Annotated in this window: 15 protein-coding genes; 13 read left to right on the forward strand and 2 right to left on the reverse strand. The window is 71.5% G+C overall.

The genetic code is table 11. From position 1 onward, the window contains the following. Positions 1 to 64: 64 nt before the first annotated feature. Complete coding sequence (locus ACIBK1_RS28385) at positions 65 to 1,423, reverse strand: sensor histidine kinase (RefSeq protein WP_396738777.1); 1,359 nt, start codon at positions 1,421 to 1,423, stop codon at positions 65 to 67. 421 nt (positions 1,424 to 1,844) lie between these two features. Here ACIBK1_RS28385 and miaB point away from each other — a divergent pair, with 421 nt between their 5' ends. The 3 genes from miaB to ACIBK1_RS28400 all read left to right on the forward strand — a co-directional run bounded on the left by miaB (position 1,845) and on the right by ACIBK1_RS28400 (position 5,314). Then, positions 1,845 to 3,293, forward strand: a complete 1,449-nt coding sequence (gene miaB / locus ACIBK1_RS28390) for a tRNA (N6-isopentenyl adenosine(37)-C2)-methylthiotransferase MiaB (protein WP_030506459.1) — start codon at positions 1,845 to 1,847, stop codon at positions 3,291 to 3,293. A 164-nt stretch (positions 3,294 to 3,457) separates the two neighbouring features. Next, positions 3,458 to 3,673 (forward strand): hypothetical protein, encoded by a 216-nt coding sequence (locus tag ACIBK1_RS28395; RefSeq protein ID WP_156080793.1) that lies wholly within the window; start codon positions 3,458 to 3,460, stop codon positions 3,671 to 3,673. A gap of 690 nt (positions 3,674 to 4,363) precedes the next feature. Continuing rightward, the gene (locus ACIBK1_RS28400) at positions 4,364 to 5,314 is read left to right on the forward strand and encodes a ribonuclease Z (protein ID WP_357321350.1); all 951 of its coding nucleotides are present in this window, start codon (positions 4,364 to 4,366) and stop codon (positions 5,312 to 5,314) included. On the opposite strand, the gene ACIBK1_RS28405 is transcribed toward ACIBK1_RS28400, so the two are convergent. After that, on the reverse strand, positions 5,287 to 5,991 hold the full coding sequence (locus ACIBK1_RS28405; RefSeq protein ID WP_396738779.1) for a class III extradiol dioxygenase subunit B-like domain-containing protein: 705 nt from the start codon (positions 5,989 to 5,991) through the stop codon (positions 5,287 to 5,289). The two genes, ACIBK1_RS28400 and ACIBK1_RS28405, sit on opposite strands and share 28 nt — an antisense overlap. Positions 5,992 to 6,033: 42 nt before the next feature. On the opposite strand from ACIBK1_RS28405, the gene ACIBK1_RS28410 reads away from it, so the two are divergent. The 10 genes from ACIBK1_RS28410 (at position 6,034) to ACIBK1_RS28455 (ending at position 17,942) form a co-directional block, all read left to right on the forward strand. Continuing rightward, the gene (locus ACIBK1_RS28410) at positions 6,034 to 6,567 is read left to right on the forward strand and encodes a methylated-DNA--[protein]-cysteine S-methyltransferase (RefSeq protein ID WP_036405313.1); all 534 of its coding nucleotides are present in this window, start codon (positions 6,034 to 6,036) and stop codon (positions 6,565 to 6,567) included. A 27-nt stretch (positions 6,568 to 6,594) separates the two neighbouring features. Next, on the forward strand, positions 6,595 to 7,506 hold the full coding sequence (gene miaA / locus ACIBK1_RS28415) for a tRNA (adenosine(37)-N6)-dimethylallyltransferase MiaA (RefSeq protein WP_076437743.1): 912 nt from the start codon (positions 6,595 to 6,597) through the stop codon (positions 7,504 to 7,506). 9 nt (positions 7,507 to 7,515) lie between these two features. After that, complete coding sequence (dapF, locus tag ACIBK1_RS28420; protein WP_396738782.1) at positions 7,516 to 8,328, forward strand: diaminopimelate epimerase; 813 nt, start codon at positions 7,516 to 7,518, stop codon at positions 8,326 to 8,328. 72 nt (positions 8,329 to 8,400) lie between these two features. Further along, a complete protein-coding gene (locus ACIBK1_RS28425) occupies positions 8,401 to 9,168 on the forward strand; it encodes an SCO6745 family protein (RefSeq protein WP_030506452.1) in 768 nt (255 codons plus the stop codon). Between the two features lie 66 nt (positions 9,169 to 9,234). Continuing rightward, on the forward strand, positions 9,235 to 11,511 hold the full coding sequence (locus tag ACIBK1_RS28430) for a tetratricopeptide repeat protein (RefSeq protein ID WP_030506451.1): 2,277 nt from the start codon (positions 9,235 to 9,237) through the stop codon (positions 11,509 to 11,511). A gap of 69 nt (positions 11,512 to 11,580) precedes the next feature. Beyond that, complete coding sequence (locus ACIBK1_RS28435) at positions 11,581 to 12,342, forward strand: SDR family NAD(P)-dependent oxidoreductase (protein ID WP_239104948.1); 762 nt, start codon at positions 11,581 to 11,583, stop codon at positions 12,340 to 12,342. A gap of 492 nt (positions 12,343 to 12,834) precedes the next feature. Continuing rightward, entirely contained in the window at positions 12,835 to 13,902 is a 1,068-nt protein-coding gene (locus tag ACIBK1_RS28440; protein ID WP_396720904.1) for a glycine betaine/L-proline ABC transporter ATP-binding protein, read from the forward strand. Further along, positions 13,903 to 15,840, forward strand: coding sequence for an ABC transporter permease (locus ACIBK1_RS28445; RefSeq protein WP_030506448.1), 1,938 nt, complete (start codon positions 13,903 to 13,905; stop codon positions 15,838 to 15,840). It begins immediately after the preceding gene. Further along, positions 15,837 to 16,817 (forward strand): ABC transporter substrate-binding protein, encoded by a 981-nt coding sequence (locus ACIBK1_RS28450; protein ID WP_030506447.1) that lies wholly within the window; start codon positions 15,837 to 15,839, stop codon positions 16,815 to 16,817. The genes ACIBK1_RS28445 and ACIBK1_RS28450 overlap by 4 nt, the downstream gene beginning before the upstream one ends. Before the next feature lie 174 nt (positions 16,818 to 16,991). Then, positions 16,992 to 17,942, forward strand: coding sequence for an ABC transporter substrate-binding protein (locus ACIBK1_RS28455; RefSeq protein WP_030506446.1), 951 nt, complete (start codon positions 16,992 to 16,994; stop codon positions 17,940 to 17,942). Positions 17,943 to 18,128 lie beyond the last annotated feature (186 nt).

Raw genomic sequence — 18,128 nt, forward strand, 5'->3', positions numbered from 1 at the left:
GCGCCGGGACCTACCGGTCCTGCGGACCGCGTCATCGTCGGAGTCCGCGGTCCCGGGGAGCGGCTCACGGTGAGACGGGGTAACTGAAAAAGCCGGCGTGCCCGGTGCCGCGCTCGCTTCGGCCGGAGGTCTGCGGCGCTTCGCGGACGGGGAGGCGCAGGACGAACCGCGCTCCCCTTTCGCTGTCCTGGATGGTCAAGGTGCCCTGGTGCGCCTCTGCGATCTCCCGTGCGATCGCCAGCCCCAACCCGGTCCCTCCCGAGTCCCGGTCGCGTGAGGCGTCCAGCCGGGTGAAGCGGTCGAAGACCCGTTCCCGATGCTCCGGAGCGATCCCGGCGCCGTCGTCGAGGACCTCCAGCGTCGCCGTCGGCCCGTCGGACCGCACGCTGACGGTGATCCGTGAGCTGGCGTGCCGTTCGGCGTTGTCGAGGAGATTCACCAGCAGCCGGGTGATCCGCAGCCGGTCGCAGTCGACGAACACGTTCTGCCGGAGACTGCGCACGATCTCCATCCGGTAGGCGTGGCGGTCGAGCTCCTCGCCGACCAGCCGGCCGAGGTCGGTCGCGCTGAGGTCGAGAGGGGCGCGGGCGTCCAGCCTGGCCAGGGTCAGCAGGTCGGTCACGATCGCCTGGAGCCGGTCCACCCCGGCGAGCACCGCCCCGGTCATCTTCGGCCAGTCGGTGTCGTCCGGATGCATGAGGGCGTCCTCGAGCTGAGCCCGCATGGCGGTGAGGGGGTTGCGCAGGTCGTGGGACGCGTCCGAGGTGAACTGCCGCAGTTGCTTGTACGCGCCTTCGAGCCGGTCCAGGGTGTCGTTCACCGTCCCGGCCAGGAGCTTGATCTCTTCCTGGTTGTTGCACGCCACGGGTACCCGGCGGTGCAGATGACTGGCGGTGATCTCCGCCAGCTCCGTGCGGATGGCGTCCACCGCGGTCATATCCCTTTTGACCACATGGAAGGTCCCGGCCGCCGTCATCGCGGTCGCGAGCAGGGACATGCCGATCGCGAAGGACAGCGCCGCCGTATTCCCATACCAGGGGACCGTGGGCGCCGCCACGTAAAGGATCCACGGCCCGTCCGGCTGATAGACCTTGTACGAGAAGACGAGCCTGCAGCCCGTCAGCCCGGCCGGAGGGCACAGCACCCGTTCGGAGTGCACGCTCGTGCTGGTCGCGCGGAAGGTGGCCATCGGAGGCTTGTGGGCGAGTTGCGGTGTGGACGCGACGACCTGCTGCCGCGTGTCAAGGACCTGGATGGCGATGTCCTGGCCGGCCGGCAGGATGGGAGGGAGGTATCCCTCCCTGATGAGGGGCACCGTCCGGTCCCACGCCCCGGTGACCCGAGCCCGGGCCGTGTCGGCGTCCTTGCTGCCCACGACGACGAGGAAGAGCAGGCTGACCCCGGTGCACACGAGTGCGGCCACAGCGGAGTAACCAATCGTCCTGCGGACGAGAACGGATGATCGGTTCCAGTTCGACATCTGTTCAGGCCAATCGGTGGAGGGAGTGTGGTCCGGTGCCTTCACCAGGCCACCACATAGATATGAATGGTTCAATAAAACGAAACTTTCACTTTTCACAAGCCTGAGTAATGCCAGATGCGAGCCCTGGTCATGACACCGGCTCCACACCCACGAGCCGGTCCGCGTCCGGCAGGGTCTGGCAGGGTCCAGGGGTGTCGCGACGCCGCCCGTCATCGCCGTCCGTCGTCGCGTCCGGTCGCCGCCGAGTGTGCTGCTCCGGTACGGGCGGGGGCGGGGAAGCGCCTACCCTTGTAGTGCGATGACTGCGACCACACACACTGCGACGACCCAGGGCGCCGAAGGCGCGGCCCGGACCTACGAGGTGCGGACCTACGGGTGCCAGATGAACGTGCACGACTCGGAGCGGCTGTCCGGGCTGCTGGAGGACGCCGGATACGTCCGCGCGGCCGAAGGGGACACGCCGGACGTCGTCGTGTTCAACACCTGCGCCGTCCGCGAGAACGCCGACAACCGGCTCTACGGCAACCTGGGCCACCTGAGGCCGATCAAGATGGCCCGCAAGGGCATGCAGATCGCGGTCGGCGGGTGCCTGGCGCAGAAGGACCAGGGCGAGATCGTCCGCAAGGCCCCCTGGGTGGACGTGGTCTTCGGCACCCACAACATCGGGTCGCTGCCGGTGCTCCTGGAGCGGGCCCGGATCGCCGAAGAGGCTCAGGTCGAGATCAAGGAGTCCCTGGAGACCTTCCCCTCCACGCTGCCGAGCCGCCGCGAGTCGGCCTACGCGGCCTGGGTGGCGATCTCGGTCGGGTGCAACAACACCTGCACGTTCTGCATCGTGCCGTCGCTGCGCGGCAAGGAGAAGGACCGCCGTCCCGGCGACATCCTCGGCGAGGTGCGCACCCTGGTCGACCAGGGTGTCCTGGAGGTCACCCTGCTGGGCCAGAACGTCAACACCTACGGCGTGGAGTTCGGCGACCGGCTGGCGTTCGGCAAGCTGCTGCGGGCCTGCGGAGACGTCGAGGGCCTGGAGCGGGTCCGCTTCACCTCGCCCCACCCGGCCGCCTTCACCGACGACGTGATCGCCGCCATGGCCGAGACGCCGAACGTGATGCACCAGCTGCACATGCCGCTGCAGTCCGGTTCCGACCGCGTCCTCAAGGCGATGCGCCGGTCGTACCGGTCCGAGCGCTACCTCGGGATCATCGAGCGGGTCCGGGCCGCGATGCCGGACGCCGCGATCTCGACCGACATCATCGTGGGCTTCCCCGGCGAGACCGAGGAGGACTTCCAGCAGACCCTCGACGTCGTGCGGCAGTCGCGCTTCGCCAACGCGTTCACGTTCCAGTACTCCATCCGCCCCGGCACTCCGGCGGCGACCATGGAGGACCAGGTGCCCAAGGCCGTCGTCCAGGAGCGGTACGAGCGTCTGGTCGCCCTCCAGGAGGAGATCTCCTGGGAGGAGAACAAGAAGCAGGTCGGCCGCACCCTGGAGGTGCTGGTCGCCGAGGGCGAGGGCCGCAAGGACGACGCCACCCGCCGCCTGTCCGGCCGCGCGGCCGACAACCGTCTCGTCCACGTCGCCGCCGCCGATGCCCGCCCGGGTGACATGGTGACGGTCGAGGTGACCTACGCGGCGCCGCACCACCTGGTGGCCGACAAGGTCCTGTCCGTACGGCGGACCCGCGCGGGCGACGCGTGGGAGGCGCGGCAGGCCGCCCCGCAGCGGGGCAGCGCGGTCAACCTGGGGATGCCCGCCATCGGCCGTCCCGCTCCGCTGCCCGCCGAGCCGTCCGCCTGTTCGGCCGTCTGAGGCGCCGAGCCCGGCGACGGCCGGGTCATTGGCCGAGGGCGCGCAGGACCTCGTAGCAGTAGGCGCGCTGCAGGTCGTCGTCGAACCGCAGGCAGGGGTCCTGCATCTGGGTGGGACCCGCGGCGTCCGCCCCGCCACGAGGCACGGCCGTGCCGGACGCTCCCGTGCCCTTGGTGTTTTCGGCGGCCGTGGTCTCGGCCGCCGCGGCGTCGGCGGGTCGCGGCCGCTGGGCCTCCCCGGTCCCGGTGCGGCCCGCCGCACCGGTGGAGTCGCTTCCGCCGCTCCTCGACGACGAGACCGCAGAGGGCGGCCGGGACCGTGAGGAGGGGGCCGCCGTCCGGTCAGGGCGCCGGGACGACCGCGACGCTTCGATCTCGTGATCGGGCGGCGGTGCACCGTGTCGAGTCGCTCGCTGCTCTTGCACCGGTTGCTTTCTCGCCGGTTGTCCCTTTTCTAAGTCGTTTCCCGGATCGTTTTCCGCGCCGTCTCGCGTGGCCGCTTCTTCCGCCTCCTCGCCGCGCTCGGGCACGCGTTCCGGCTCCTTTTCCGGCTCCGTTTCCGGCCGCTCGGACGCGGGTTCCCGTGAAGCGGTCGCGGACGGGAAGAAGGGAGCGGCGGAGGGAAATCCGGGCGCCGGGCGTGCGGATGTGGCGGCAGTGCTCATGCCGGCGGCCACCGATCGGGCGGCGGAGGGCGTGGGGTCCCGCGCAGGCAGGACGGCCAGGACGACGCCGAGCCCGGCTACGGCGGTTACGCCGATCACGCCCGTCAGGGCGAGGACGGGATGACCGTCGCGCCGGTGCCGTGGGGCAGGGGAGAAATCCGGCATGATCGTGTTCTTCCATGCGGCGGTCGGTTGTTTCCGATTTCTCAGTGTGCCCGCCGGATGCGAATTCCAGCGGCGGTTCCGCCGATTTCCGGGGGCTCCAAATACGCCGCCCGGTCATTATCGCAAGGAATGTCCTGAATATTGGTGAGTCGAGTCATTCCTGGCGGAAGGCCGCGCGTGACGGTGTCCCCGTCCGGGACGCGGCGGGGCCCTACCGCCGGGCACGTCCTAGCATCGCCGTGTGTCCGTTCGTGAACTGGTCGTCCTCGGCACCTCGAGCGCGGTGCCCACCCGTCACCGCAACCACAACGGCTACCTGCTCCGCTGGGACGGCGAGGGATTCCTGTTCGACCCGGGGGAGGGCACCCAGCGGCAGATGCTGCACGCCGGGGTGAGCGCGCACGACGTCACCTGGATCTGCGTCACGCACTTCCACGGCGACCACTGCCTCGGAGTGCCCGGCGTGGTCCAGCGGATCGCCAGGGACAAGGTGGACCACGAGGTGCGGGCGGCCTACCCTGCGAGCGGCGAGACGTACTGGCGCAGGCTGCGCAACGCGTCGGCCTTCGCCGACACCGACGTGATCGCGCCGCGCCCGGTCTCCGGCGAGGTGGCCGAGTGGCCGTCGGGACCCGTGACGCTGACCGCACGGCCGCTGTCGCACCCCGTCGAGTCGTACGGCTACCGCGTGGACGAGCCGGGCGGGCGCCGCATGCTGCCCGGGGAGCTGGCCAGACGGGGCGTGCGCGGGCCGATGATCGGTGAGCTCCAGCGGCACGGCTCGCTGACCATGCCGGACGGGTCGACGGTCACGCTGGAGCAGTGCAGCGCCCCCAAGCCGGGACAGAGCGCGGCCTTCGTGATGGACACCCGGATGTGCGACGGGGCGTTCGCCCTGGCCGACGGCGTCGACCTGCTGGTGATCGAGTCGACGTTCCTGTCGGCCGAGAGCGCGATGGCCGCGCAGTACGGGCACCTGACGGCGGCGCAGGCGGGCCGGATCGCCGCGGACTGCGGGGTGCGGCGGCTGGTGCTCACCCACTTCTCCGAGCGGTACACGACGGCGGACGAGCCGCGCTTCGTCGACGAGGTGCGCACGTCCTACGCCGGGGACGTCGTGACGGCGCGCGACCTCATGCGCGTCCCCGTGCCGAAGCGCGCGGACTACCAGGCCCAGCGGGCGGCGAAGTAGCCCACGCCGTACGGCGCATCGTCGTACAGCAGCTCGGACGCGGCGGGCGGGGGCGCTTCCCGCGCCGCGCCGCCGAGGACCTGGAGGGCCGCCCGGCCCGTCGCCCACAGCTCCCGCGCCTCGTCCGGGTCGAGGCCCAGCAGACGACCGGCGTCGCCCGAGGCGAGCGCGCCGGCGAGCATCTCGTCGTACGGCACGGCGCCGGGATGGATGTAACCCGGCGCCTTCTCGGTGCGCCTGGCCGAGCCGTCGCCCATGACCAGCAGCGCCACCCGTCCCGCCGAGTCCGCCAGGCGGCGGCCCAGCGCGGCGCACTCGGCCGGCGAGGCGTCGAACCCGACCGCCTCGAACCGCAGCGCGGGAAGGTCGCCTCCGGAGGCGTGCGCCCGCTCCAGCAGCCAGCGGCCGATCGTGAGCGACAGGGGCAGGACGGGATCCCCCGGGCCGACCCGGACGTCGGGGCCCCACGGGCGCAGCGTCCCCGCGGCGTTCCCGGGGAAGGACGCGGCGGCGTCCGCGCCGCCGACCACGGCCAGCACGTCGGCGCGGGCGTCCAGAAGCGAGCCGACCGCCGCGGCGCAGGCGGCACGCAGATCGTCGAGTTCGGGTGCGGCGGCCCCGGCGACCTGCGGGACGAGCAGCGGAGGATGCGGGCAGACGGCAGCGGCGACCAGCACCCGATCACCCTACCCCGCCCGGGCGCGCGCAGAATGGGACGTATGGACAGCAGCACGGTGGCGTTCGCGACCGTACCGACCAGGCTGGGCGACGTGCTCGCCGCCGTCACCGAGGACGGGGTCGCCGCGACGCACTTCCAGGACGACCCCCGGCTCAGGGAGCGGATCGCCGACCGCCTCGGCATGGCCGTCGCCGACGACCCGGTCCGTACGGCCGCCGCGAGGCAGGAGCTGACGGCGTACTTCCGGGGCGAGCTGAAGGAGTTCCGCGTGCAGGTGGACTGGCGGCTCATGTCGCCGCTGCAGCGGCAGGTCCTCGGCACGTTGTTCGCGACCGTCCCGTACGGCGAGGTGGTGACGTACGGGGAGCTGGCGGCGCGGAGCGGCACGGGGGTCCCGGCGCGGGCCATCGGCTCGATCATGGGCGCCAACCCGCTCCCGATCATCGTGCCGTGCCACCGGGTCGTGGCGAGCAACGGGCTCGGCGGCTTCAGCGGCGGCGAGGGCGTGGAGTCCAAGCGGTGGCTGCTCACTCTCGAAGGCCACCTGCCTCCCACCCTCGACTGGGACATCTGACCTCCCCGCCGCTGGGACACTGGACGGGTGGGGCAACTACCGGTGATCGCCGTCGTGGGCGCGACCGCGGCGGGCAAGTCCGACCTGGCCGTCGAGCTGGCGCTCCGTCTGCACGGCGAGGTGATCAACACCGACTCCATGCAGCTCTACGAGGGCATGGACATCGGCACGGCCAAGCTCTCCATGGAGGAGCGGCGCGGCGTCCCCCATCATCTGCTGGACCTCTGGCCGGTGACGCGGACCGCCAGCGTGGCCGAGTATCAGCGGCTCGTCCGCCCGCTGATGGATGATCTGCGCTCCCGCGGCCGGGTGCCCGTGCTGGCGGGCGGCTCCGGGCTCTACGTGCGCGCCGCGATCGACGATCTGGAGTTTCCGGGGACCGACCCGGACGCGCGGGCCCGGCTGGAGAAGGAGCTCGCCGCGACCGGCCCGGCGCCCCTGTACGAACGGCTCAAGGGTCTCGACCCGGTGGCCGCGGACAACATCCTGCCGAGCAACGGCCGCAGGATCGTCCGCGCGCTGGAGGTCATCGAGCTGTCCGGGCGGCCGTTCTCCGCCACGATGCCGTCGTACGACGCGGTCTACGACAGCGTGCAGATCGGGGTCGAGGTGCCGCGGCCGGTCCTCGACGAGCGGATCGAGCGCAGGGTCGCCCTCATGTGGGAGGCCGGGCTGGTGGACGAGGTGCGCGCGCTCGCGGCGCGCGGCCTGGCGGACGGCAGGACCGCCAGCCGGGCGCTCGGATACGCGCAGGTGCTGCGCTTCCTTTCCGGGGAGTGGACCGAGGAGCAGGCGCGGGAGGAGACGGTGCGCGCGACGCGCAGGTTCGCCCGGCGGCAGGAGTCGTGGTTCCGCCGCGACCCCCGGGTGGTGTGGCTGCCGTTCGACGCGCCTGATCTGGCCGACCGCGCGATCGCCGTGATCACCGGCTCCTCCTAGACTGCTGCCATGCGGTTTCTGAAGGGCCACGGCACCGAGAACGACTTCGTCATCCTGCCGGACGCCGACGCCACGCTGGACCTGTCCCCGGTGGACGTCGCGGCGCTGTGCGACCGGCGCGCGGGCATCGGCGCCGACGGGGTGCTGCGCGTGGTGCCCACCAAGCTCTGCCCCGAGGCGGCCGGGCTGGCCGGCGAGGCCGAGTGGTTCATGGACTACCGCAACGCGGACGGCGGAATTCCCGAGATGTGCGGCAACGGCGTCAGGGTCTTCGCCCGCTACCTCGTGGACGCGGGTCTCGCGGCGCCCAGCGAGTTCGCCGTCGCCACCCGCGGAGGCCTCAAGCGCGTACGGCTCGGGGCGACGGGCGACGTGACCGTGGACATGGGCATGCCGCGGGTGCTGGGGGACAGTCGCGCGCTCGTCGACGGGCGCGAGTGCCGCGGCGTGAACGTGAACATGGGCAACCCCCACCTGGCGTGCGCCGTGGAGGAGCCGGTGGCCGGGTTCGACCTCGGCCGCGAGCCCGGCTTCGACCGCGGGGTCTACCCCGAGGGCGTCAACGTCGAGATCTTCAACATGGTGGGCGACCACAGGGTGTCCATGCGGGTGCACGAGCGGGGCTCGGGGGAGACGCGCTCGTGCGGCACCGGGGCGGTCGCGACGGCCGTCGCCGCCGCCCACGCCGCCGGCGAGACCACCGGCACGTGGGAGGTGCGGATCCTCGGCGGCACGGTCACCGTGACGCTGGAGGAGGACACGAGCTACCTGTCCGGGCCCGCCGTCCTCGTCGCCTCGGGCGAGTGGCCCGCCGTTCTCTGACCGTTTCAGGTACTTGCAGAACCTTGTTCTGATCGGCCACCCTGAGTCTGGAGATCAGACCGAGGAGGGCGCATGGACCCGCGTGATGCGGTGCTGGAGACGAAGGCGGCCATCGGGGCCCTCGGCGGGGGCTTCATGCTGTCGAGGGAGGTAAAGGCGCTGTGCGAGCGTCACGGCCTCGGCCCACGGGAGATGTACTTCCGCGGCAGGTGCGGCGTCCTCGGCGAGGTGGACGCCGATGTCGTGCTCGCGGCGGTCGTCTTCTTCCCGGCGGGGCACGTCCGCGAGTCGTGGGAGGGCGGGCGCAAGCTCGCCGCCGAGGAGGCCGCCGCGCTCTACGCCGGCGCCTGCCACGACTGGGGACGGCGCAGGCTCGCCGGGCTCGGGAACGCCGACCGGCTGGCCGAGCTTCTCGCGGCCGTCGCCGACGGGGCGGACGCGTTCTGCGCGCCGCTGTTCGCCGGATGGCGGGCCATGCCGCGGCCCGGCGGCGGGCCCGCCCTGGCCGCCCATCTGCTGCACGTCGTGCGGGAGCTGCGCGGCGCCCGGCACGCGACGGCCGTGGTGGCGCAGGGACTCGGCCCGCTGGAGGCCACCCTCGTGGGTGCGGACGGCACCGGGACTCCGATCCCGTACGACCGCACCGCCGACGTCGCCCGATTCCTCGCCTGGCCCGAGCCCTACCCCGTGCCGTCGGCGGAGGCGGCGGAGCGCAGGGCCAGGGCGGAGGAACTGACCGACGATCTCGTCGCCCGCGCCTACGCGGCGCTCGCCCCGGCGGAGCTCGCCGAACTCTCTGGCCTGCTCCGGGAGGCGTCCGGGGCGGCCCGGGCGCGCTGACGCGCCGGTGAGCAGAAGGCCGCGTTCGTTTGGGTCATGGTCGGCGACCTGGCAGACTGACTGCTCATGGACGTGGACATCTGGGCCTGGGTCGGTGGCACCCAGCGTGAACTGCACGAGGCTGGCAACACGGGGCTGGCCATGGCGCTGGGTGACGTGCCGGCGCAGGCGCTGGAGGGCCGTTTCACCCAGCTCGACGTCGTGGCGCCGGCGATCGCGCAGCACGCGGAGACGCTGGAGAAGCCGTGGTTGGAGTTCTTCGCGCGCTACTGGCACCTGCTCGGCCGGGTGGGCGACCGGGCGATCGGCGCGGCCGCGCTCGACGACGCCGTCGCGCTGGCGGACTTCGCCCAGCGTGACGACGTCCGCGACTGTCCCGCGGCCCCCGGCGCCGTGGAGATCCTGGCGATGGTCCAGGCGAACACCGACGGCCCCGGTTATGCCGAGACCCGGCTCGCCGCCCTGGGCGCCGCCCTCGACGGCGTCGGCCCCGACTCGCTCGCCTTCTCCGGCCTGGCCACGCAGTACGTCGCGGCGCTCATCGACGCCGGCCAGGCGGCCGAGGCCGTCGCGTACGCCGAGGCGGCGGTCGAGCGCCTGCGCGGAGAGGGCCGCGAGGCGAGCTGGGAGCTGGGCGCCGCCTCCGCGCGCGCCCTGCTCGCGGCCGGACGCCCGGACGACGCCCTGACCGCGCTCGACGCCTCGACCGGCTTCAAGCCGGACGACCCGGTCGCGAAGGGCCGCCGCGAGACCCTGCTCAGGTCGCAGGTGCTGGCCACCCTCGGCCGGGTGCAGGAGGCCGTTGACGCGCTGCCCGACCTCGACGTCGTGGGCGACCACGCGCGCGAATGGGTGGAGTGGGCCCGCACCGTCCGCATGCTCACCGAGGGCATCGCCAACACCTGGCAGCTCGGCCGCATCCTGCGTCAGTGGATCACCTACTTCGAGAGCGTGGGCGGCCACCGCGCCAGGTTCGAGCTGGCGCTGACGGCCGGGCACCTGGCGGTCGCCCGGCAGGGCCTGTGGCAGGCCCGCCTGCTGGCCGACTACGCCGAGGCCGCGATCGCCGCCCTCCGCGTCACCGAGGGACTGGCCGAGCGGGTGGCCGAGCTGCGCGCCGCCGCCGACGCCGCCAAGGAGCTTCCGGCGCCCGGCCCCCGCGACGAGCTGGTCGCCTACTTCGACGCCGCCGACGGCCGCACGGCCGACCCCGAGCGGTGGGTGGGGTGGCTGTGGCCGCTGTCGGGCACCGACCTCGAGGCCACCCGGCGCCACACCACGACGCTCGGGTTCCTCGGCTACGCCCCGGTGGGCGCCGACGTCTACTGGAAGACGGTCGTCGAGGACGGCGACCCGGCCGCCGCCGGCGACGAGGACATCTCCTACCTCACCGGCCTGCTCATCGAGGCCGGGCAGGACGAGCGGGTGGAGACCCTGGCGACCCGGCTGCCGGAGACCCGTTCGCACCTCGCGCTCGCCCGGCTCCACCGCGCGCGCGAGCGCTGGGAGCAGACGGCGGCCGAGGCCGAGCAGGCGGTCGCCCACGAGGGCGGGCTGGAGGCGCGCCGGCTGTGGTCGGGCGCCGTGCAGCAGCTCGGCGACAACGCCAAGGCGGCCGAGATCATCAAGCCGGTCGTCGACTCCGGTGAGGGCGAGGAGGAGGACGTCTGGCGGCTCATCGTCCTGTCCACCGCCGTGGAGGACTGGGCGACCGTCCGCGCCGCCGGCGCCAAGCTCGGCATGCCGATCGAGCCGGGAGAGGGCCCGATCGAGGAGGAGTGGCACCTGGTCCGGGTGATCCTCCCCGCCCCCGACGGCAGCCAGCGGGAGGTGCTCGCCGTACGGACCGGACCGGCTACCGCGCGCCTCGCGATCCCGCAGCCGCGCGGCATGGAATACAACGCGGGCGACGTGGTCGTGATCGACCCCCGGCCGCTGGAGCCGATCCCGGAGAACGAACAGGAACGGGAGAGCTTCGTCATCCCGTTCGCCGGGGTGACGATGCTGCGCCCGGGCGGCTACACGAGCTGGTTCTTCGACGGCGCGGCGCCCTCGGAGGACGAGTGGGCCGAGTTCAACGAGGTCCTCGCCGAGCGCGGCTGGCCCATGTGGGTCTACAGCGACGAGAACTACCGCGTCACCCACCCCGCCACCGGCGAGCAGCTTCCCGGCGTGTTCGGCTGGATCGCGATCCCGCCCACTGTGGGGCCGGCGGAGCTGGACGCCGTCCTCGACGACGTCACCGAGCAGTGGTCCCACCCGCTCGCGTGGCTCGACCTCGCCCGCGAGGTGGGCATCGAGGCCGAGCGGCACGAGCGGATCTCCAAGGAGTACGGCCTCTGATCCGCCTGCCCGCCACCCTGGCGGAACCTTGCTCTAGAGTCGGGTTCGATTCGTGAGCGAGGAGGCGGCGTGATCCTGGACCGGTTCCGTCTGGACGGCAAGGTGGCCATCGTGACGGGAGCCTCGTCGGGGCTCGGCGTCGCCTTCGCCAGGGGCCTCGCGGAGGCGGGCGCCGACGTGGTGATCGGGGCCCGCCGTCCCGAAGGGCTGGAGCGGACGCGGCGGCTGGTCGAGGAGACCGGCCGCCGCTGCCTCGCGGTCCCCACCGATGTGTCGGTCCCCGAGGAGTGCCAGGCCCTCGTCGACGCGGCCATGGGCGAGTTCGGCCGGGTCGACGTGCTGATCAACAACGCGGGCGTCGGCACGGCCGTGCCCGCCCTGCGGGAGACACCCGGAGAGTTCCGCCGGGTGCTCGACGTCAATGTGAACGGCACCTACTGGATGGCCCAGGCCTGCGCCCGCGTGATGCGGCCGGGCTCGTCGATCGTCAACATCGGCAGCGTGCTCGGCGAGACCACGGCCGGGCTGCCGCAGGCGGCCTACAGCGCGTCGAAGGCCGCCGTCGTCGGGCTCACCCGCGACCTCGCCCAGCAGTGGACCTCGCGCCGGGGCATCCGGGTCAACTGCCTGGAGCCGGGCTTCTTCGACTCCGAGATGACCGCGCAGTATCCCGACGGCTACCTCGACCGCATGCGGGAGCAGCGGGTCCTGATGAAGCGCTCGGGCGACCCGCGGGAGCTCGTCGCCGCCGCCGTCTTCCTCGCCTCCGACGCCGGCTCGTACGTCACCGGGGCCGTGCTCCCGGTCGACGGAGGCATCCTCGCCACCTGAGCCCGTCACGACGCGTGCCGCATCGGCGGGCGCGTTCTCGCCACCCGAGCCGGTCACGACGCGTGCCGCATCGGCGGGCGCGTTCTCGCCACCTGGGCCGGTCATGACGCGTGCCGCCGTGCCGGGCGGCGCTCTCGCCACCTGAGCCTGTCACGACGCCGCTGCCGCCTCCCCAGGGCGGGTCCTCACGCCGCGCCGCCGCGCCTTCACTGCCCGGTACGGCCCCTGGGGAGAAAGATCACCGGACGGTCACGATATGGAGATTAGGTGGCATTTTTCACCATAGGAAGGGCAGCAGGGCCCTAGCCTCAGACCTGTTGTCAAAACAGGATCCGTGTTGCGCCTAGCGCAACGCCTGTGCGTGTGCCCTGAGGAGTCGTTGGCCCCCCGCTCTTCATTCACGGCGTTCGAGCGGCAGCCCTCGCGCCGTGCTTTGGCGTTCCCGGGCGTCCACGCCGCCTCGCGGGCGAGCGCCAAGTGAGGGGAATCAGAGTGGGCACAGCCGCGATCGAGGTTCGCGGGCTCTGGAAGATCTTCGGTCCCAAGGCCGACCGGATCATCGGCAGCCCCGACGCAGATCTGGAGCCCGCGCAACTGCGGGCGAAGACGGGGTGCACCGCCGCCGTCAGGGACGTCGGCTTCGAGGTACGCCCGGGCGAGGTCTTCGTCGTCATGGGCCTTTCCGGCAGCGGCAAGTCGACGCTGGTGCGCTGTCTCACCCGGCTGATCGAGCCGACGGCGGGCGAACTGCGCATCGACGGCCAGGACGTGCGCGCCATGTCGGCCAAGCAGTTGCGTGAGCTTCGCCGCCACCGTGTGAGCATGGTCTTCCAGCACTTCGGGCTGCTGCCGCACCGGAAGGTCGTGGACAACGTCGGCTACGGCCTGGAGATCCAGGGCGTCGGAAAGGCCGAGCGGCACGAGAAGGCCCGGCGCATCCTGTCGCTGGTCGGGCTGGAGGGCCATGAGGACTCCTACCCCGAGCAGCTGTCGGGCGGCATGCAGCAGCGGGTGGGGCTGGCCAGAGCGCTCGCCGTCGACCCCGAGGTGCTGCTGTTCGACGAGCCGTTCAGCGCGCTCGACCCGCTGATCCGCCGCGACATGCAGGCCGAGGTCATCCGGCTGCACCGCGAGGTCGGCAAGACCATGGTCTTCATCACCCACGACCTGTCCGAGGCGCTCAAGCTCGGCGAGCGCATCGCGATCATGCGGGCGGGCGCGATCGTGCAGGTGGGCACCCCCGAGGAGCTGGTGGGCGCGCCCGCCGACGACTACGTGGCCGACTTCGTGCGGGACGTCCCCCGGGCGCAGGTGCTGTCGCTGCGCTGGATCTCCCGCGACCCCGAGCCCGACGAGCCGCTCGACGGCCCCGAGCTCCCCGCCGACACCGTGATCCACGACGCGGTCCCGGCCGCGATGGCGTCCGACCGGCCCATCCGGGTCGTCGCCGACGGCGAACTGGTCGGCGTGGTGAGCCGCGTCGACCTCCTCGGCGCGGTGCGGCCCGGGACCGAGCCCGTCGCGGTCGCGGCCTCCGCCGGCGCGACCGGGGAGGCGTAGATGGTGAGTGCGCCTGTGCAGGTCGCGCCGCCCGTGGAGGCCCCGGCGCGGGTCCGCCGCCTGCCGCGGTGGGTCGCGCCGGTCGCCGGAGTGGTAGCGGTGGTGGCCCTCTACGTGGCCTTCCGCGGCAAGGCCGTGCTGCCGCACGACGACGACGCCACCCTGTTCCACTGGCTCAACGACGCCCGCGACTGGGTCGACGAAAACCGCAACAGCAGCCCGATCTTCCTGTACGTCGTCAACTACCTCCGCCTGGGCGCCGCCGGCGTCTACGAGGGGCTCCAGGCCGGCCTGGTCGCACTCGGCTGGCCCGGTCTCCTCGGGCTGGCCGCCGGACTCGGGTGGCTGGCCGGCGGGTGGCGGATCGCGCTCGTCTCGTTCGCCGGCTTCGCCGGCGTCGGCGTGCTCGGGTTCTGGGAGGCGAGCGTCGAGACGCTCGCGCTGACCCTGTCCGCGGTGCTGCTGTCGCTGCTGTTCGGCATCCCGCTGGGGATCTGGGCGGGCCGCTCGCACCGCGTACGGCGGATCGTGACGCCGGTGCTCGACGTCATGCAGATCATGCCGACGTTCTCGTACCTGTCACCCATGGTGCTGCTGTTCCTCATCGGCCCGGCGTCGGCGACGATCGCCACGATGATCTACGCGATGCCGCCCGCGATCAGGATCACCGCGATGGCCATCCAGCGGGTCTCCGGTGTGGCGGTGGAGGCGTCGGAGTCGCTGGGCGCCACCGGGTGGCAGACGCTGGGCAAGGTCCGTCTGCCGCTGGCGCTGAACACGATCACGCTGGGCGTCAACCAGACCATCGCGGCGGCGCTGTCGATGGTGCCGCTGACGGCGCTGATCGCGGCGCCCGGGCTCGGCGAGGACCTGCTCCGCGCGCTCGCCCGGGTCAACGTGGGCGCCGCGCTGGTGCCCGGCGTCGCGATCGTGCTGATCGCCATCGTGCTCGACCGCATGACGCGGGCGGCGGCGCAGCGGCGCGAGAGCGGCACCCGGGCGAGGGCCGTCCGCTGGGGCGGGTTCGCCGTCCTGACGGCGGCCGGGCTCGCCCTGCTCCCCGCGATGGCGCAGGAGTTCCCCGAGCAGTGGCAGGTGCAGATCGTCCGGCCGATCAACGACGTGGTCGACTGGATCGAGGCCCACTGGTACACCTTCACCGGCTTCCTCAACGACGTGGTGGCGTACGGCCTGCTCAACCCGCTGCAGGACGTGCTGACCAGCGCGCCCTGGTGGCTGGTCACCGCGGCGGTGCTGGTGTTCGCCTGGCGGGTGAGCGGGCTGGCGGCCGGTCTCGTCGCCACCGCCTGCCTCCTGTGCGTCGCCGCGCTGCAACTGTGGGAGCACGCCATGGAGACGCTGACGTTGGTGCTGGTCGCCTCCGTGATCACCATCGCCGCCGGGCTCGCGCTCGGCGTGGCGGCGGCGCGGTCGCGGTGGTTCGCCGCCGGGCTCCGTCCTGTGCTGGACGCCGCGCAGACGATGCCGTCGTTCTCCTACCTGCTGCCCGCCGTGGCCCTGTTCGGCAACGGCCGCTTCACCGCGATCACGGCCTCCTTCATCTACGCGGTGCCGGTGGTCGCCCGCCTCGTCGAGGACGGCCTGCGCGCGGTCCCCGGGACCGTCATGGAGGCGGCGCGGTCCGCGGGCTCCACCGACCGGCAGCTGCTGTGGAAGGTCCAGTTGCCGATGGCGCGCGGCTCGCTGCTGCTCGCGGCGAACCAGGGCATCGTCATGACGCTGGCGATGGTGGTGATCGGCGCGCTGGTCGGCGCCGGAGCTCTTGGATACGACGTCGTGGCCGGGTTCGCGCAGCAGGAGGACTACGGAAAGGGGCTCGCCGCCGGCGTCGCCCTGGTCCTCCTCGGAGTCATGCTCGACCGGATCACGCAAGGCGCCAACGGGCGCCGCTCTCCCCACAAGAAGAGGAACGCATGAAGAAGTTACGCCTAATCGCAGGGGTACTCGTTCTCGGCCTCAGCGCGGCCGCCTGCGGAGGCGCCAAGGTAGAGGACGACTCCGCGGCGGCGCCCAGCGCGAGCGCCGCGGGCTCCGCGGCCGCGTCCGCCGGGGGCACGGTCAAGATAGCCATCAACGGCTGGGTCGGCTACGAGGCCGACGCCGCCGTGGTGTCGTACCTCCTGGAGCACGAGCTCGGCTACAAGGTCGAGAAGGTGACGCTCGCCGAGGAGCCGTCCTGGCAGGGCATGGAGTCGGGCGACGTCGACGTCATCCTCGAGAACTGGGGCCACCCGGACCTCAAGAAGAAGTACATCGAGGAGAAGCAGATCGCCGTCGAGGCGGGCAGCACCGGCAACAAGGGCGTCATCGGCTGGTACGTGCCCGAGTGGATGGTGGAGAAGTACCCCGACATCACCGACTACAAGAACCTGAACAAGTACGCCGACCTGTTCAAGACCTCCGAGTCGGACGGCAAGGGCCAGATGCTGGACGGCGACCCGTCCTTCGTCACCAACGACGAGGCGCTGGTCAAGAACCTCAAGCTCGACTACAAGGTGGTCTACGCGGGCAGCGAGGCCGCGCTGATCAAGGCCGCCAAGCAGGCGACCGATCAGAAGAAGCCGCTGCTCATGTACTTCTACGAGCCGCAGTGGCTGTTCAACCAGGTCAAGCTGGTCAAGGTCAACCTCCCCGCGTACACGGAGGGCTGCGACAGCGACCCCAAGAAGGTCGCCTGTGACTACCCGCCGTACGACCTCGACAAGATCGTGAGCAAGAAGTTCGCCGACACCGGCGGCAAGGCCTACGAGCTGATCAAGGCCTTCCAGTGGACGAACGACGACCAGAACGCCGTCGCCGACGACATCACCAACAACGGGATGTCGGCGGAGGACGCGGCCAAGAAGTGGGTGGAGGCCAACACCGCCAAGTGGCAGGCCTGGATGCCCAAGTGATCCAGGTCGTGTGGCCCGTGCGCGAGTTCGGGCGCTGACCACGCGTCGGCCGCGATCCCCGCGATCGCGGCCGACCCCGCGTGTTGTGGAATACTCTGCCGGTGTCGCCGCGGCCCCGCCGCTCGCGCTCCGCGCCCGCACGACCCGCCCGTACGACATCAGATGAGGCTAGATATGAGGATCCGTCTCCTTGCCGGCGTGCTGACGCTCGCGCTGGCCATGACCGCCTGCAGTGGCGGGAGTTCGGATGACGCCGCCGGAGCAGGCGCCGGAGGCGGCACGAAGACCGTACGACTCGCGATCAACCCCTGGATCGGCTACGAGGCCAGCGCCGCGGTCGTCGCCTATCTCCTCGAGCACGAGCTCGGCTACAAGGTCGAGACGGTCGAGAGCGGCGAGGCGGACTCCTGGAAGGGCTTCGAGAAGGGCACGGTCGACGCCGTCCTGGAGAACTGGAGCCACCCGGAGCTGAAGAAGGAATACATCGACGACAAGAAGGTCGCGATCACCGCGGGTGAGGACGGCAACAAGGGCGTCATCGGGTGGTATGTCCCCGAGTGGATGGTCCAGAAATATCCGGACATCACGGACTGGCACAACCTGCCCAAGTACAAGGACCTGTTCAAGACCGACAAGAGCGAGGGCCTGGGTCAGTTCCTCGCCGGCGACAAGTCCTTCGTCACCAACGACGAGGCGCTCATCAAGAACCTGAACCTGCCCTACAAGGTGGTCTACTCCGGCAGTGAGGACGCGCTGATCGCGGCGGCCCGCAAGGCCACCGAGAACGAGACCCCGCTGCTGATGTACTTCTACGAGCCCCAGTGGCTGTTCAACCAGCTCAAGCTCGTCAAGATCAACCTTCCGCCGTACGCCATCGGGTGCGACAGCGACGTCAAGACGATCAAGTGCGACTACCCGCCGTACCTGCTCGACAAGATCGTCAGCGTGAAGTTCGCCAAGACCGGCGGCAAGGCGTACGAGCTGATCAAGAACTTCGTCTGGACCAACGACGACCAGAACGCTGTGGCCTACGACATGGCGGTGAACAAGATGAGCGCCGAGAACGCCGCCCGCAAGTGGATCGAGGCCAACAAGATCGTCTGGCAGGACTGGATCCCCGCCTGATCCACCGCATCCGATCCACCGCATCTGATTTACCGGGCCCTTCACCGGGTCCGATCGAGGGGCGGGGGGCCCCCCGCGGGGCCCCCCCCCCCGCGGGTTTTTAGGGGGCGGGGGGGGCCCCCCGTTGCCCGATTTTTTAAATTTGTTTATATTTGGGGGGGCGTTTTATTAATATTGGGGGGGGGT

The sequence above is a fragment of the Microbispora rosea genome, from assembly GCF_044460045.1.
Lineage (GTDB): Bacteria > Actinomycetota > Actinomycetes > Streptosporangiales > Streptosporangiaceae > Microbispora > Microbispora rosea.

Coding starts and splice junctions, on each gene's coding strand:
- dapF (WP_396738782.1), top strand. CDS start 7,516: ATGCGGTTTCTGAAGGGCCACGGCACCGAGAACGACTTCGTCATCCTG.
- ACIBK1_RS28425 (WP_030506452.1), top strand. CDS start 8,401: ATGGACCCGCGTGATGCGGTGCTGGAGACGAAGGCGGCCATCGGGGCC.
- ACIBK1_RS28450 (WP_030506447.1), top strand. CDS start 15,837: ATGAAGAAGTTACGCCTAATCGCAGGGGTACTCGTTCTCGGCCTCAGC.
- ACIBK1_RS28430 (WP_030506451.1), top strand. CDS start 9,235: ATGGACGTGGACATCTGGGCCTGGGTCGGTGGCACCCAGCGTGAACTG.
- ACIBK1_RS28455 (WP_030506446.1), top strand. CDS start 16,992: ATGAGGATCCGTCTCCTTGCCGGCGTGCTGACGCTCGCGCTGGCCATG.
- ACIBK1_RS28410 (WP_036405313.1), top strand. CDS start 6,034: ATGGACAGCAGCACGGTGGCGTTCGCGACCGTACCGACCAGGCTGGGC.
- ACIBK1_RS28445 (WP_030506448.1), top strand. CDS start 13,903: ATGGTGAGTGCGCCTGTGCAGGTCGCGCCGCCCGTGGAGGCCCCGGCG.